General features: G+C 49.1%; 7 protein-coding genes, 2 rRNA genes and 1 riboswitch. Of the genes, 2 read left to right on the plus strand and 7 right to left on the minus strand.

Going from position 1 to position 15,480, the window contains the following annotated elements:
• Nucleotides 1-20 precede the first annotated feature (20 nt).
• Both OF158_RS15835 and OF158_RS15840 read right to left on the minus strand, forming a co-directional pair.
• Nucleotides 21-2,953: ribosomal RNA gene (locus tag OF158_RS15835) — 23S ribosomal RNA — on the minus strand.
• Nucleotides 2,954-3,271: 318 nt separating this feature from the next.
• Nucleotides 3,272-4,825, minus strand: a 16S ribosomal RNA gene (locus tag OF158_RS15840).
• Together the 16S and 23S rRNA genes form the textbook arrangement of a ribosomal RNA operon.
• A gap of 371 nt (nucleotides 4,826-5,196) precedes the next feature.
• Between OF158_RS15840 and OF158_RS15845 the strand changes: the two genes are divergently transcribed.
• The gene (locus OF158_RS15845; protein ID WP_035183314.1) at nucleotides 5,197-6,447 is read left to right on the plus strand and encodes a dicarboxylate/amino acid:cation symporter; all 1,251 of its coding nucleotides are present in this window, start codon (nucleotides 5,197-5,199) and stop codon (nucleotides 6,445-6,447) included.
• A gap of 191 nt (nucleotides 6,448-6,638) precedes the next feature.
• Here the strand turns inward: OF158_RS15845 and OF158_RS15850 are convergent, their stop codons facing one another.
• The 3 genes from OF158_RS15850 to OF158_RS15860 form a co-directional block, all read right to left on the minus strand.
• Nucleotides 6,639-8,621 carry a beta-glucoside-specific PTS transporter subunit IIABC gene (locus tag OF158_RS15850; protein WP_035183312.1) on the minus strand — a complete coding sequence of 661 codons (1,983 nt, stop codon included), beginning with the start codon at nucleotides 8,619-8,621 and terminating at the stop codon, nucleotides 6,639-6,641.
• Between the two features lie 416 nt (nucleotides 8,622-9,037).
• A complete protein-coding gene (locus tag OF158_RS15855; RefSeq protein WP_035183309.1) occupies nucleotides 9,038-9,883 on the minus strand; it encodes a glucose PTS transporter transcription antiterminator GlcT in 846 nt (281 codons plus the stop codon).
• A 115-nt stretch (nucleotides 9,884-9,998) separates the two neighbouring features.
• The gene (locus OF158_RS15860; RefSeq protein ID WP_026684243.1) at nucleotides 9,999-11,327 is read right to left on the minus strand and encodes an NCS2 family permease; all 1,329 of its coding nucleotides are present in this window, start codon (nucleotides 11,325-11,327) and stop codon (nucleotides 9,999-10,001) included.
• 131 nt (nucleotides 11,328-11,458) lie between these two features.
• A riboswitch (purine riboswitch) is annotated at nucleotides 11,459-11,560 on the minus strand.
• Between the two features lie 259 nt (nucleotides 11,561-11,819).
• Here OF158_RS15860 and OF158_RS15865 point away from each other — a divergent pair.
• Complete coding sequence (locus OF158_RS15865; RefSeq protein WP_035183308.1) at nucleotides 11,820-12,281, plus strand: hypothetical protein; 462 nt, start codon at nucleotides 11,820-11,822, stop codon at nucleotides 12,279-12,281.
• Between the two features lie 140 nt (nucleotides 12,282-12,421).
• Here the strand turns inward: OF158_RS15865 and OF158_RS15870 are convergent, their stop codons facing one another.
• Together OF158_RS15870 and OF158_RS15875 are read right to left on the minus strand one after the other, a co-directional pair.
• Nucleotides 12,422-14,134 carry an ABC transporter ATP-binding protein gene (locus tag OF158_RS15870; protein WP_035183306.1) on the minus strand — a complete coding sequence of 571 codons (1,713 nt, stop codon included), beginning with the start codon at nucleotides 14,132-14,134 and terminating at the stop codon, nucleotides 12,422-12,424.
• 21 nt (nucleotides 14,135-14,155) lie between these two features.
• The gene (locus tag OF158_RS15875; protein ID WP_035183304.1) at nucleotides 14,156-15,373 is read right to left on the minus strand and encodes an MFS transporter; all 1,218 of its coding nucleotides are present in this window, start codon (nucleotides 15,371-15,373) and stop codon (nucleotides 14,156-14,158) included.
• Nucleotides 15,374-15,480: the final 107 nt, after the last annotated feature.

Raw genomic sequence — 15,480 nt, forward strand, 5'->3', positions numbered from 1 at the left:
AGGCACCTCCGCTTTTCTGTTTGGTTAAGTCCTCGATCGATTAGTATCCGTCAGCTCCACGCGTCGCCGCGCTTCCACCCCGGACCTATCAACCTGATCATCTTTCAGGGATCTTACCAGTATAAACTGTGGGAAATCTCATCTTGAGGGGGGCTTCATGCTTAGATGCTTTCAGCACTTATCCCTTCCGCACATAGCTACCCAGCGATGCCTTTGGCAAGACAACTGGTACACCAGCGGTGCGTCCATCCCGGTCCTCTCGTACTAAGGACAGCTCCTCTCAAATTTCCTGCGCCCGCGACGGATAGGGACCGAACTGTCTCACGACGTTCTGAACCCAGCTCGCGTACCGCTTTAATGGGCGAACAGCCCAACCCTTGGGACCGACTACAGCCCCAGGATGCGATGAGCCGACATCGAGGTGCCAAACCTCCCCGTCGATGTGGACTCTTGGGGGAGATCAGCCTGTTATCCCCAGGGTAGCTTTTATCCGTTGAGCGATGGCCCTTCCATGCGGAACCACCGGATCACTAAGCCCGACTTTCGTCCCTGCTCGACTTGTAAGTCTTGCAGTCAAGCTCCCTTATGCCTTTACACTCTGCGAATGATTTCCAACCATTCTGAGGGAACCTTTGGGCGCCTCCGTTACCTTTTAGGAGGCGACCGCCCCAGTCAAACTGCCTGCCTGACACTGTCTCCCACCCCGGTAAGGGGTGCGGGTTAGAATTTCAATACAGCCAGGGTAGTATCCCACCGATGCCTCCGCCGAAGCTGGCGCTCCGGTTTCCAAGGCTCCTACCTATCCTGTACAAGCTGTACCAAAATTCAATATCAGGCTGCAGTAAAGCTCCATGGGGTCTTTCCGTCCTGTCGCGGGTAACCTGCATCTTCACAGGTACTATAATTTCACCGAGTCTCTCGTTGAGACAGTGCCCAGATCGTTACACCTTTCGTGCGGGTCAGAACTTACCTGACAAGGAATTTCGCTACCTTAGGACCGTTATAGTTACGGCCGCCGTTTACTGGGGCTTCAGTTCAGAGCTTCGCCTTACGGCTAACCCCTCTCCTTAACCTTCCAGCACCGGGCAGGTGTCAGCCCCTATACTTCGCCTTGCGGCTTCGCAGAGACCTGTGTTTTTGCTAAACAGTCGCCTGGGCCTATTCACTGCGGCTTCCCGGGGCATACACCCCAAAAAGCACCCCTTCTCCCGAAGTTACGGGGTCATTTTGCCGAGTTCCTTAACGAGAGTTCTCTCGCTCACCTTAGGATTCTCTCCTCGCCTACCTGTGTCGGTTTGCGGTACGGGCGCCTTTCACCTCACTAGAGGCTTTTCTTGGCAGTGTGGAATCAGGAACTTCGGTACTAAAATTTTCCTCGCCATCACAGCTCCGCCTTGGCGCGAAGGATTTGCCTCCGCACCGGCCTAACTGTTTGGACGCGATCAACCAGTGTCGCGCTTGCCCTATCCTCCTGCGTCCCCCCATCGTTCAAACGGTGAAGAGGCGGTACAGGAATATCAACCTGTTGTCCATCGCCTACGCCTTTCGGCCTCGGCTTAGGTCCCGACTAACCCTGAGCGGACGAGCCTTCCTCAGGAAACCTTAGGCATTCGGTGGAAGGGATTCTCACCCTTCTTTCGCTACTCATACCGGCATTCTCACTTCTAAGCGCTCCACCGGTCCTTCCGGTCCGGCTTCAACGCCCTTAGAACGCTCTCCTACCACGGACACCAAACGGTGTCCATCCGCAGCTTCGGTGATACGTTTAGCCACGGTACATTTTCGGCGCAGCGTCACTCGACCAGTGAGCTATTACGCACTCTTTAAATGATGGCTGCTTCTAAGCCAACATCCTGGTTGTCTAAGCAACGCCACATCCTTTTCCACTTAACGTATACTTTGGGACCTTAGCTGGCGGTCTGGGCTGTTTCCCTTTCGACCATGGATCTTATCACTCACAGTCTGACTCCCAAGCATAAGTTTTTGGCATTCGGAGTTTGTCTGAATTCGGTAACCCGATGAGGGCCCCTCGTCCAAACAGTGCTCTACCTCCAAAACTCTTCGCTTGAGGCTAGCCCTAAAGCTATTTCGGAGAGAACCAGCTATCTCCAAGTTCGATTGGAATTTCTCCGCTACCCACACCTCATCCCCGCACTTTTCAACGTGCGTGGGTTCGGGCCTCCAGCAAGTGTTACCTTGCCTTCACCCTGGACATGGGTAGATCACCTGGTTTCGGGTCTGCGGCCTCATACTCTTTCGCCCTGTTCAGACTCGCTTTCGCTGCGGCTCCGCTTCTTCAGCTTAACCTTGCATGAGACCGTAACTCGCCGGTTCATTCTACAAAAGGCACGCCATCACCCGTTAACGGGCTCTGACTACTTGTAGGCACACGGTTTCAGGATCTCTTTCACTCCCCTCCCGGGGTGCTTTTCACCTTTCCCTCACGGTACTGGTTCACTATCGGTCACTAGGGAGTATTTAGCCTTGGGAGATGGTCCTCCCGGATTCCGGCGGGATTCCTCGTGTCCCGCCGTACTCAGGATCCACTCGGGAGAGAACGAAGTGTCAGTTACAGGGCTTTTACCTTCTCCGGCAGGCCTTTCCAGGCCGCTTCACTTAACCTGTTCTTTTGTAACTCCCATATGAGTGTCCTACAACCCCGGAAGGCAAGCCTTCCGGTTTGGGCTGTTTCCTGTTCGCTCGCCGCTACTTGGGAAATCGCAATTGCTTTCTCTTCCTCCGGGTACTGAGATGTTTCAGTTCCCCGGGTGTGCCCTTCCTGCCCTATGGATTCAGGCAGGAATCCTGTCCGATTAAAGACAGGGGGTTTCCCCATTCGGAAATCTCCGGATCAAAGCTTACGTACAGCTCCCCGGAGCATATCGGTGTTTGTACCGTCCTTCATCGGCTCCTAGTGCCAAGGCATCCACCGTGCGCCCTTTCTAACTTAACCATAAAAAGGTTTAAATCCAAAAATAAGCGATTCTCGGTTTACTTGGTTTATTTCTCCTATCCGGTTTTCAAAGAACACATGTTGAAGGATTGAACCTTCAAAACTGGACAAAACGGAAACATCAAACTTAATTTTGGAAAACGAAGTTTTCCTTTTCTGTCTAGCTCCGGGCGCTATCGGCTAGCGTATTTCTACGTCTTCTCCCTACGATAAGTCAACATCGATTCGCCTTTAAGGCTCATCGTGTTTCCTTTATCTCAGTCGAAGACTACGAAATCCGTACGCCGATGAACAAGCGCCCTACGCTTTTCCCCTTAGAAAGGAGGTGATCCAGCCGCACCTTCCGATACGGCTACCTTGTTACGACTTCACCCCAATCATCTGTCCCACCTTCGGCGGCTGGCTCCGTAAAGGTTACCTCACCGACTTCGGGTGTTACAAACTCTCGTGGTGTGACGGGCGGTGTGTACAAGGCCCGGGAACGTATTCACCGCGGCATGCTGATCCGCGATTACTAGCGATTCCGGCTTCATGCAGGCGGGTTGCAGCCTGCAATCCGAACTGGGAATGGTTTTCTGGGATTGGCTTAACCTCGCGGTCTCGCAGCCCTTTGTACCATCCATTGTAGCACGTGTGTAGCCCAGGTCATAAGGGGCATGATGATTTGACGTCATCCCCACCTTCCTCCGGTTTGTCACCGGCAGTCACCTTAGAGTGCCCAACTGAATGCTGGCAACTAAGGTCAAGGGTTGCGCTCGTTGCGGGACTTAACCCAACATCTCACGACACGAGCTGACGACAACCATGCACCACCTGTCACTCTGTCCCCCGAAGGGGAAGGCCCTGTCTCCAGGGAGGTCAGAGGATGTCAAGACCTGGTAAGGTTCTTCGCGTTGCTTCGAATTAAACCACATGCTCCACCGCTTGTGCGGGCCCCCGTCAATTCCTTTGAGTTTCAGCCTTGCGGCCGTACTCCCCAGGCGGAGTGCTTAATGCGTTAGCTGCAGCACTAAAGGGCGGAAACCCTCTAACACTTAGCACTCATCGTTTACGGCGTGGACTACCAGGGTATCTAATCCTGTTTGCTCCCCACGCTTTCGCGCCTCAGCGTCAGTTACAGACCAGAGAGCCGCCTTCGCCACTGGTGTTCCTCCACATCTCTACGCATTTCACCGCTACACGTGGAATTCCACTCTCCTCTTCTGCACTCAAGCCTCCCAGTTTCCAATGACCGCTTGCGGTTGAGCCGCAAGATTTCACATCAGACTTAAGAAGCCGCCTGCGCGCGCTTTACGCCCAATAATTCCGGACAACGCTTGCCACCTACGTATTACCGCGGCTGCTGGCACGTAGTTAGCCGTGGCTTTCTGGCCGGGTACCGTCAAGGCACCGCCCTGTTCGAACGGCACTTGTTCTTCCCCGGCAACAGAGCTTTACGACCCGAAGGCCTTCTTCACTCACGCGGCGTTGCTCCGTCAGACTTTCGTCCATTGCGGAAGATTCCCTACTGCTGCCTCCCGTAGGAGTTTGGGCCGTGTCTCAGTCCCAATGTGGCCGATCACCCTCTCAGGTCGGCTACGCATCGTTGCCTTGGTGAGCCGTTACCCCACCAACTAGCTAATGCGCCGCGGGCCCATCTGTAAGTGACAGCCGAAGCCGTCTTTCCTTTTTCCTCCATGCGGAGGAAAAAACTATCCGGTATTAGCCCCGGTTTCCCGGCGTTATCCCGATCTTACAGGCAGGTTGCCCACGTGTTACTCACCCGTCCGCCGCTAACCTTTTAAAAGCAAGCTTTTAAAAGGTCCGCACGACTTGCATGTATTAGGCACGCCGCCAGCGTTCGTCCTGAGCCAGGATCAAACTCTCAGTAAAGATGTTTGATAAAAGCTCAAAAAGAATTTGACGTTTCGTTTTGTCCAGTTTTCAAGGAACAATCTTTGCTGTTCTTAACAGCGACTTAATTATTATATCAAAATATCAATTCGCTGTCAACATCTTTTTTTATCAGACTCCCAATATTTATCAGTTCCTGTCGAGTCAGCTTTATTATCATACCATCCGTGTTATCCTAAGTCAATATAAATTGGCATGAAATTTTTTCCAAACCCAATCCATCAAATTACCAACAAAAAGACCGACACACGGGGATCTTTTGGGCAAAATCAAATTGACTTCTTTTTGTTATCAGTGGAAAATGAAAACGTGTAGGAGCGATGCATTTTCCGATTAAGGAGAGGTTGATTTTGAAAACATTTTTTCGCAATTACAAATCCACTGCCATATTGTTGGCTGCCATCATCATTGGCGGCATTGCGGGCGTGGTTGCAGGCTCAAAAGCAGAAGTTGTAAAGCCATTCGGGGATTTATTTTTAAATTTAATGTTTACGGTTATTATTCCGCTTGTCTTTTTCAGCATTTCTTCTGCCATCGCAAATATGGCCGGTCTTGGCCGTTTGGGCAAAATTTTAGGAAGCATCATTCTTGTATTTCTTGGCACTTCCCTCTTGGCAGCCATCATTGGTTTTGGCGGCACTTTCATCATCAAGCCGCTTGCGCATACAGATACAACCGCCATAGAACAAATGATGGCAAAAGCTGACGGCAGCCGGCAAAATAGTACTCATCCGTCTTTTCTCGAACAACTTGTTCAAACGTTCACAGTGCCTGATTTTCCAAATTTATTTACCAAAACGAATATGCTTCAACTGATTGTTTTTTCTGTTCTGTTCGGCCTGGCTACCACATTGGCCGGGGAGAAAGGAAAGCCGGTTGCTGCTTTTTTGGCATCAGGAACAGCCGTCATGATGAAATTTGTTAAAATCATCATGTATTATGCGCCAATCGGGCTCGGGTGTTACTTCGCTTCCATTATCGGCACACTCGGCCCGCAAATTTTGGAAGGATATGCACGTTCGTTTGGTTTATACCTGATCTTAACGGTCATTTATTTTTTCGGCTTTTTTACCTTATATGCCTTTATGGCAGGGGGGAAGGAGGGCATCAAAGTGTTTTGGAAAAATGCGGTCCCCCCTTCTGTTACGGCCATTGCGACCTGTTCAAGTGCTGCCTGCATTCCGATTAATTTGGAAACCGTTCAAAAAATGCATGTGCCTTCCGACATCGCAGAAACAGTGATTCCTTTAGGTGCGAACACGCATAAGGACGGCTCTGTGTTTGGCGGCGTGCTGAAAATCGTTTTTTTGTTCACCTTGTTCGGAAAAGATTTGACAAGCCTGCCCCATATGCTGGCAGTCATTGCCGTTGCATTTCTTGTTGGCGCGGTAATGGGGGCGATCCCGAGCGGCGGTATGATCGGGGAGATGCTGATTTTAAGCGTTTTTGGATTCCCGCCGGAGTCGCTGCCGATTATTGCAGTAATCAGTACGATTATTGATGTCCCGGCCACACTTTTAAACTCAACCGGAAACACGGTAAGCGCCATGCTCGTTTCCCGGCTCGTAGAAGGAAAACATTGGCTCAGCCGCACGCAGTAAAAGAAAGAACAAGGCAGCCCGCTTCTCAGGCGGAATCCGTGGCGGCCGGAGAAGGAGCCGGCATTTCCGCCGGTTTCTTAAAAGAAACGCTGTTTCGGAAAAAACATGACGGAAATGGAAAATCCGCCGGGAAAAATGATTTTCCCGGCGGATTTCTTGTTTAAAAAAGGGGCAGCCTGTTGCCCGTAAAATTAGTTTGTTTTCACAGCTGTTTCCTGTTTTTTATACAGATTCAGCAAAGCTTCGTCCGCATAGGTTTCGTCGACTGCGGCTTGTTCAACTGCATCATATGCCATCGTGTTGGTTACGATCACCATCGTTGTCGTGTCATAGCCGGCTTCTTTTATTTTTTCCGGGTCAAAGGTGCCGAGTACATCACCCTTCCTGATGCGGTCCCCGGCTTTTACATTGGAATGGAAATGTTCCCCGTTTAAGTTGACGGTATCAATGCCGACGTGGATCAATACTTCTGCCCCGCGGTCGGATTGCAAGCCGTATGCATGGCCGGTCGGAAAAGCAACAGATACTTGTCCGTCAAATGGAGCGACCACTTTTCCTTCTTCCGGCACAACGCCAACCCCTTTTCCCATCGCTTCCGAGCTGAAGACCGGATCATTTACAGAGGTTAACGGAACAACGCGGCCTTTTACCGGATTGTAGACAATTTCGTTCAGCTCCATGCCGGCTGTATCCACTTTTGGCAGTTCTTTTTGTTCCGCTTCCATTTTGCTTTCCACAGCTGCCGTTTTCTTTTCCGTCAGGCTTTTCTTGCCCATTTGTACGTTTGCGAGCATTTTTTCATTGTTTTCTTCATTAAAACCGAAGATCAATACAAGTACGAACGCAATCGCCCATGCGGCAACACCCGCAACAGCTTCCATGGCAACGCTTGAACCTTTGCCGATAAACAGCGGAAGTTCAAAGAAATTCATAATCGGCGTGTACTGAAAAGCTTTTACACCGGCAAAACCAGCAATAGCGCCGCCGATCGCACTGCCGGCCAAACCGAAAATAAAACCTTTTTTGTATTTCAAGTTGATGCCGTATATCGCCGGCTCTGTAATGCCGAAGAAGTTACTGATTGCAGCGGAAACGGCGATTTCCCTGTTTTTCGATTTTTTTGCTTTAAAAATCGCACCTGTCACTGCCCCGAACTGTCCGAAGACGGCAACAAACATCATCGAAAGCAGCGTATCATAACCATAGTTTTGAATGTTAATCAGTGAGATCGGCAAAATCCCCCAGTGCAGCCCAAAGACGACAAACACCTGGAATAACCCGGCCAGAATAAATCCGGCAACAGCAGGACTTAAGCTGTACAAGTATTGATAGCCGTAAGCAAGTCCCATGCCGATCGCATTGCCTAATGGGCCGATGACGATAAAAGTGAGGGCGCCGGCAACAAGCAATGTGAAAAACGGCACAAATACAAGCTGGGCAACAGCCGGTAAATGTTTTTTAAACCATCTTTCAATATAACTCATCATCCAAATGGCCAAAATGGTCGGGATCACTGCACCGCCGTACTGTTTAAAGTTGATGGCGTACCCGGCAATGTGGCCGATTTTTGGAATCGTGCTGTCTGTCAGCGGGTAAATCATCGCTGCAGCAAGAGCAACAGAGATAAACCGGTTTGTGTTAAACTTATCCGCCGCCGTAATCGCAATAAAGATCGGCAGCAATGTAAACACACCGGTTGCAAGCGCGTCCAGGATGCTGTACCAGACGGATGATTCAGACACGATATGGGTGTTTGCCAAAAGGATGGCAACGCCTTTTAAAACGCCAGCACCAGCCAGGACGGAGATAAACGGCGTAAAAATACCGGAAAGCACTGCCACAAAGCGGTCGAAAATATTGCCTTTTTCTTCGCTTTCTTCTGCAGCCGCGTCGTTTTCAGCCCCCGCATCGGAAGCCGTAAAATGATACTGGTCCATAATGGCGTTATAAACAGGAACGACTTCATCCCCGATCACGACTTGGTACTGTCCGCCTGCATTCACCGCCGTCAGTACATTTGGTAAGCCTTCCAGCACTTCTTTGTTTGCCTTGCCTGTATCTTTTAACCGGAAGCGCAAACGGGTGGCACAGTGCACAAGCGACTTTACATTATCAGGCCCTCCGACATTTGCCACAATATCGCGGGCAAGCTGTGAGTAATCTTTCTTTGCCATGCAAAATCCTCCTCAAATCATGATGGTTTCCGGAAACAGACGTGCAGCAATTCCCCAGGAAAATAAAAAGGCATGAGGAAAAAGCGGGAAGACTGTGGCGGCTGCCACTCCCGGCATCTTTTTCACTCATGCCTGATCGAATCAGTAACACGTTATGATAACTATTGATTATTTTTTTATGGAACCCGTTTCAGACGCATGCTGCCAGAAAAACGGCTTTCTGCATCGTATACCGGTTTTTTACTGTTTGCTGCATCATTCACAATTTCCACGACAAATTATAGCACCACAGGTTTCCTGTTTCAAGAAAAAAATTAAAAAAGCATTCTACATCCCGGCATGAAAAATTACGGTGTTTTGGCATGTATCAGCCTTTCATCACGCATGCCATGTATGCCCGCAATCAGGATGGCGTTTCATGATTCCAATTTGGTTTGAATCCGCTGCAGATGCATCGTCAGGTAAACGGCTTCTGCCTCGTACACCGGTTTTTGCAATGCTTGCTGCATGATTTTGATCAATTTCCACGACAGATTATAACACCGCGGGTATTCCTGTTGCAGAAAATGATTCAATTTCTCGGGCTCCTCCACTTTTTCCCCCGTCAGCACGCGGTCAATCGTATAGCGCAAATGGCGGACAAGGCGCATGTAATGAATACTGTCTTTGTCAAAAGTCATTTTAAATTCATGCTCAACCGTGGAAATGAGCTGCCCGATCAGATGGGAATGCCGGCTTAATTCGGAAAGTTGCTTATCCGTTACGGCACTGTGGATGTGCAAGGCAATAAACCCGGCTTCCCCTTCCGGCAAATAGACGTCCGTTGCTTCATTGATATAATCCACTACTTCGCAGGCAATTTCGTATTCGCGCGGATAGAGAATTTTCGTTTCGGCAACGAACGGATTTTTGACAGCCAGCCCTTTCCGGATCCGGTCGATCGCAAAAGCAATATGGTCTGTCAAGGCAACATGGATATGTTCATTTAAAGGAGAATCCGCCCGGCTGCGGATCATCTCAATGGCCGAAATGACCACTTCAAGGGTTTGATTATCAATAGAAGGAATCAGCTTCATATACTGTTCCTGTTCTGTTTCGTTTTTCAGCACAAACATTTTTTCAGCGGATGCCTGCGGGATGGGCTCCCCTTTTTTTCGGTTAAAACCAATCCCCTTTCCAATCAACACCGTTTCTTCATAGCGGGGGTGGGAGGCAACAAGTACATTATTGTTTAAAACTTTTTTAACGATAAAAGCTTCCATTTCAATCCCCCTCGGCTATAGTACAATATGATTAGTTTAAATGAAATGCGCCGGTTTTTCAATTTCAAGCGCCATAAAAAAACTTGCAGAGCGCGCTCTGCAAGTTTTTTGGGCACTATTTTAAGAAAATAAAATACAGTAAGAAGACGACAAAGAAGAAATACATGACCGGATGGATTTCTTTGATTCTTCCTTTTACAATCATCGTAATCGGATAAAAGATGAAACCAATGGCAATCCCGGTTGCGATGCTATAAGTGAGCGGCATGGCAATCAATGTAAGGAAAGCCGGTACGGCAATTTCGAATTTATCCCATTCAATATGACGCAAGTTCGATACCATCAGCACGCCGACAATGATGAGCGCCGGTGCTGTGACGTTGGTAGTAATGACTGATAAAAGCGGGAAGAAAAAGATCGATAAAATAAAGAAACAGGCCGTAACAAGAGAAGCAAAACCGGTTCTTGCCCCTGCGGCAACCCCTGACGAAGACTCGACAAAGGAAGTTGTCGTCGAAGTCCCGAGCACAGCCCCAATAATGGTCGCAATGGAATCTGACACAAGTGCCCGTCCTGCATTCGGCAGTTTGTTGTCTTTCATGAGCCCTGCCTGGTTTGCAACCGCCACAAGCGTTCCGGCATTATCAAAAAAGTCGACAAAGAAAAACGTTAAAATAGCACCAATCATTTGCGCCGACCAGAAAGAGGAGTCCCCGAATGAACTGAACAGCGCGCCGAACGTCGGACTTAAACTTGGAACCGAACTGACAACTTGATGCGGCACCTTCAACAATCCAAAAATCATCCCGACAATACTTGTAAGAATAATGCCGTAAAAAACGGAACCTTTTATCCCTCTTGTCATCAGAATAACGGTGACCACAAGCCCGAAAATGGAAAGCAGAACAGGCCCTTTTGACAAATCCCCCAAGGCGACAAACGTTGCATCATCCCCGACAATAATGCCGGCATCTTTCAGCCCGATAAATGTGATGAACAGGCCGATGCCTGCGCCGATCGCGTGTTTTAACTGGATCGGAATGGCGTTGATCAATTTTTCGCGGATGCCCGTCAGTGTAAGTAAAAAGAAGAAAACACCGGAAATAAAGACAGCGGCAAGTGCGTGCTGCCAAGGAATTTTATAGCTCAGGACGACCGTATAAGCAAAAAAGGCATTCAATCCCATACCGGGCGCAAGCGCGAGTGGATATTTCCCAAAAAGGCCCATCACAATCGAACCGATCGCGGAAGCAATGGCGGTGGCCACAAATACAGCCCCCTGGTCCATATGCATGGAAGCCGGAAGCCCCTTTACGCTGGCAAGCGATAATGTCAGCGGGTTTACGGCTAAAATATAGGCCATAGCCAAAAAGGTTGTCAGTCCCCCAATAAATTCTTGGCGGTAACTTGTCCCCATTTTTCCAAACTCAAAATAGTTCTTCATTTTGCCTTATCCCTCCTATGGAATTTCCAAATTCGCCATAACAGAAAAACGTTCCGAACGTAAACGCCCGAAACGCCAGACTTAAGGAATGAGGAGGGGCAAAGGTTGCTAATTTTATACAAACGCCCTCTGACTCTATCTCATTACCTCGTAGTCAAGCTATTTACGGCAGCTTGGTAGAAACGTTCAGGCCATATCCCTGAATATATACGATGGTATTGCATATTGAATTGACAAGATTGATTGTAACGGGAAAGTGAAAAGAAGTCAATAGAAAACACGAACATTTTCCTCTTGCTGCAGGTTAATATTCGTTCGTTTGCGGGCCGCCATTTTGTTAAAAATAAAATTTTTGGGCTGGCAGAGAACCGATTTTTCATTTATCCGCCCCCAATTCACGAAATAGAGAGCCCCATTTTTCGCTTTTCGCCAGTTGCAGGAAAGGACATCATCCCTTAGAATGAGCATATATTCGACAAAGGAGGTGGAAAAATGGCAGAAGTCACAAACGAAATGCTGCTTACGGCCATCAAAGAACTGTCCGGCGAAGTCCTTTCAATGAAGGCAGAGATGAAAGAAATGAAAGCAGACATCGCCGGACTGAAAGAGGATGTTGCCGAGCTGAAGCAAGATGTTACAGTGCTAAAACAGGATGTTGCTTCCCTGAAAAGCGAAATGGCAGAAGTAAAGCAGGATGTTGCAGGTTTGAAACAGGATGTCGCAGTGCTAAAACAAGATGTTGCCGAGCTGAAGCAAGATGTTGCAGTGCTAAAACAAGATGTTGCCGAGCTGAAAAGCGAAATGGCAGAAGTAAAGCAGGATATCGCGGGCATGAAAAAAGATTTGGACAACCTCGACAACTATTATGCCAGGCTGGATGATAAAATGGATGTCTTGTTCGAAGACTTAATAAATGTCAAGACGGATATCCGCCACTTAAAAAAAGCCCGATAAGAAGCTTCCATTTTGCGCAGCGGACAGCCTGCGTTTTTTTCTTTTAAAAACCCCGCCATATACACGGAATAAACCATGCCAGCAGGCGGGGACCAACATTTTTTAAAACCACTCCGTACCAAAAGGCAGGCCCGGATCTACTATTGGTACTGGGCCTCGTGCAGTTTTGCAAAAATCCCCCCGCGGGTAAGGAGCTCATCATGGCGCCCTTGTTCGGCAATTCCATCCTTGGTGACGACAACAATCCGGTCAGCATTGCGAATCGTCGCCAGCCTGTGCGCAATGACAAGCGTTGTCCGGTCTTTTGCCAGTTCATCCAATGCCGCTTGGATTTGCCTTTCGGTTTCCGTATCAAGGGCAGACGTCGCCTCATCCAGGATTAAGATGGGCGGATTTTTCAAAAACATGCGCGCAATCGCCAGCCGCTGCTTTTGCCCGCCGGAAAGCTTAAGGCCGCGTTCGCCGATTTGCGTATCAAACCCGTCAGGCAGCGCACGGATGACCTCTTCCAAATGGGCGCGCCGGGCTGCTTCTTCAATTTCTTCATCTGTAGCATCCAATTTTCCATACGCAATGTTTTCGCGGATGGTGCCGGCAAAAAGGAAGACATCCTGCTGGACAATTCCAATCTGCGAGCGGAGCGATTTTTTCGTCATATTGCGGATATCCATTCCGTCAATGGTAATGCTGCCGCTTTCCACATCGTAAAAGCGTGGGATCAGGGAGCAAATGGTCGTTTTCCCTGCACCAGAAGGCCCAACAAATGCAACCGTCTCCCCGGCACGAATTTTGAGATTCAGCCCCTTTAACACAGGCTGGCCGCCCGGATAAGCGAAGCTGACATTGTTGAACGCGATGTTGCCGTTTAACGCCGGAACCTCGACCGCATTTTCTCTGTCCCGGACATCCGGCGTGCGGTCCAGTAATTCCGTAAACCGTTTAAAACCGGCCATCCCTTTCGGATACAGCTCCATGATCGCACTGATTTTATCAATCGGCTTGAACAGCACGTTCACATACAGCACAAAACCGACCAGCTCGCCGTATTTCAATTCCCCGCTGTATACCAGCCATGCCCCGTATACAAGGACGACAAGGACGATCAGCCGGCTCATCATATACGTGCTGGAATTGGTCAGCGCCATCGTTTTATACGCAAGCAATTTCGCCTTTCGGAACCGTTTGTTATTTTTCTGGAACTGCGTGATTTCATAATTTTCATTCGTGAATGACTGGACGACGCGGACCCCTGCAACACTATCCTCGACACGCGCATTCACTTCGGCAATCTCGCCATACATCTTGCCCCATGCCTCGTTCATTTTCATATTGCAATACGTGATGATCCAGACCAAAAACGGCACAATAATGAGGGTGACGAAAGCCAGTTTGGCATTGACCGTAAACATAATGCAAAACGCGCCGAAAAACGTCATCACGGCAATAAAAGCATCTTCCGGGCCGTGATGGGCAAGTTCGCCGATGTCAAAAAGATCGTTTGTGATCCGGCTCATGACGTGGCCGGTTTTCACATTATCAAAAAATGAAAAAGACTGCCGCTGCACGTGTACAAACAATTCTTTGCGCATATCCGTTTCAATATTGATGCCGAGCTGGTGTCCCCAGTAGGTGACGATGTACTGCAAATACGTACTAATCAAATAGAGGACCAACAGAGCAATGCTGACGCTCGTAATCGTTGCCCATTTTCCGCTTGGCAGCAGGCTGTCAATAAACCACTGGACACAAAGCGGAAAGGCCAGTTCAAAAACAGCTACAATCACCGCGCTCGTAAAATCAAGGATAAACAGCTTTTTATGCGGTAAATAATAGGAAAAAAAGCGGCGTAACATATGTCCCCTCCTGTCACAAAATTAGTTGGAAGCATGCCGTGTGGAAACAAGCCATTTTCTTTTTGCAATCACGGCCAGCCGGATTGAAAACACGATGGCCAGCACCGTGAGCACAGCGATCATCAGCACAACCCCGTTCCATCCGACCCGGCTGTAAAACACGCCCCCGATCGTCCCGCCGATGCTCGAGCCGATATAATAAAAGAATAAATACAATCCGGACGCCTGCGCTTTATCATGGGAGGAAAGGCGGCCAACCCAGCCGCTTGCGATCGAATGGCCGGCAAAAAAGCCGAATGTAAACACAGCAATGCCGAAAATTTTCAGCCATAAAGACGGAACAAGCGTAATCGAGGCCCCGAGTAGCACAATAAGGAGTGAAAGCTGTAAAATTTTCCGCCTGCCGTGCCGGTCCGCAAGCATCCCCATCCATGCCGAGCTGAATGTACCGACAAGGTAGACGATGAAAATGAAGCCGACGACCGTCTGGCTCAGCGAATACGGCGGCGCAATCAGCTGGAATCCGATATAATTATACAGCGAAACAAAACTCCCCATTAATAAAAATCCAATCAAAAACAAATAAATCAGACCCGGTTCCACAAGCTGGCGGACGAGGCTCCCTGTCAGTTTCCCAATCTCCAATTTCCGGGCAGTAAAGTGGGAAGACGGCGGCAGCACGACCCAAAACAGGATGCTTGCGAGCAGGCTGATCACCCCGATCGACGCCAGCGCCACATGCCAATTGAAAAAATCGGTCAAAGTCCCGCAGATGATCCGTCCTGCCATGCCCCCGATCGAATTTCCGCTGATATATAACCCCATCGCAAGTCCGAGGCTTGACGGCAAAATCTCTTCTCCCAAATAGGCCATGGCAACAGCCGGCAACCCGGCAAGCACAAGGCCCTGCAGTACCCGACAGAGAATCAGCAAATGATAAGTCGGGGCAAAAGCGGTCAAGATGCAAAGAGCAGACGAAGCAATCAACGAAAAAGACATCACGGATTTTCGCCCGAACACTTCCGACAACGATCCGGCAATCAGCATGCTCACCGAGAGCGTCACGGTGGTAGAAGACAGGCTCAAACTCGACATTGTCGGTGACAGGTGAAACTGCTCCGCAATATCCGGCAAAAGCGGCTGCATCCCCCAAAGAATCGCAAACGTATTGAACCCCCCGGCAAATAGCGCAAGATTTGCCAGGCGGAATTCCCTTGTCCCTTGCTCGATGTATTTCATTTCTGCACAAACCCCTTTGCTGCAAATTCCAAAAATTCCGTACCATACTATCTATCATACCCTTTTTTTCTTTCTGTTCCAATCAATCCAATCCACACGCCCGCATC

The organism is Weizmannia sp. WK01, assembly GCF_025905465.1.
Classification (GTDB): Bacteria; Bacillota; Bacilli; order Bacillales; family Bacillaceae_C; genus Weizmannia; species Weizmannia faecalis.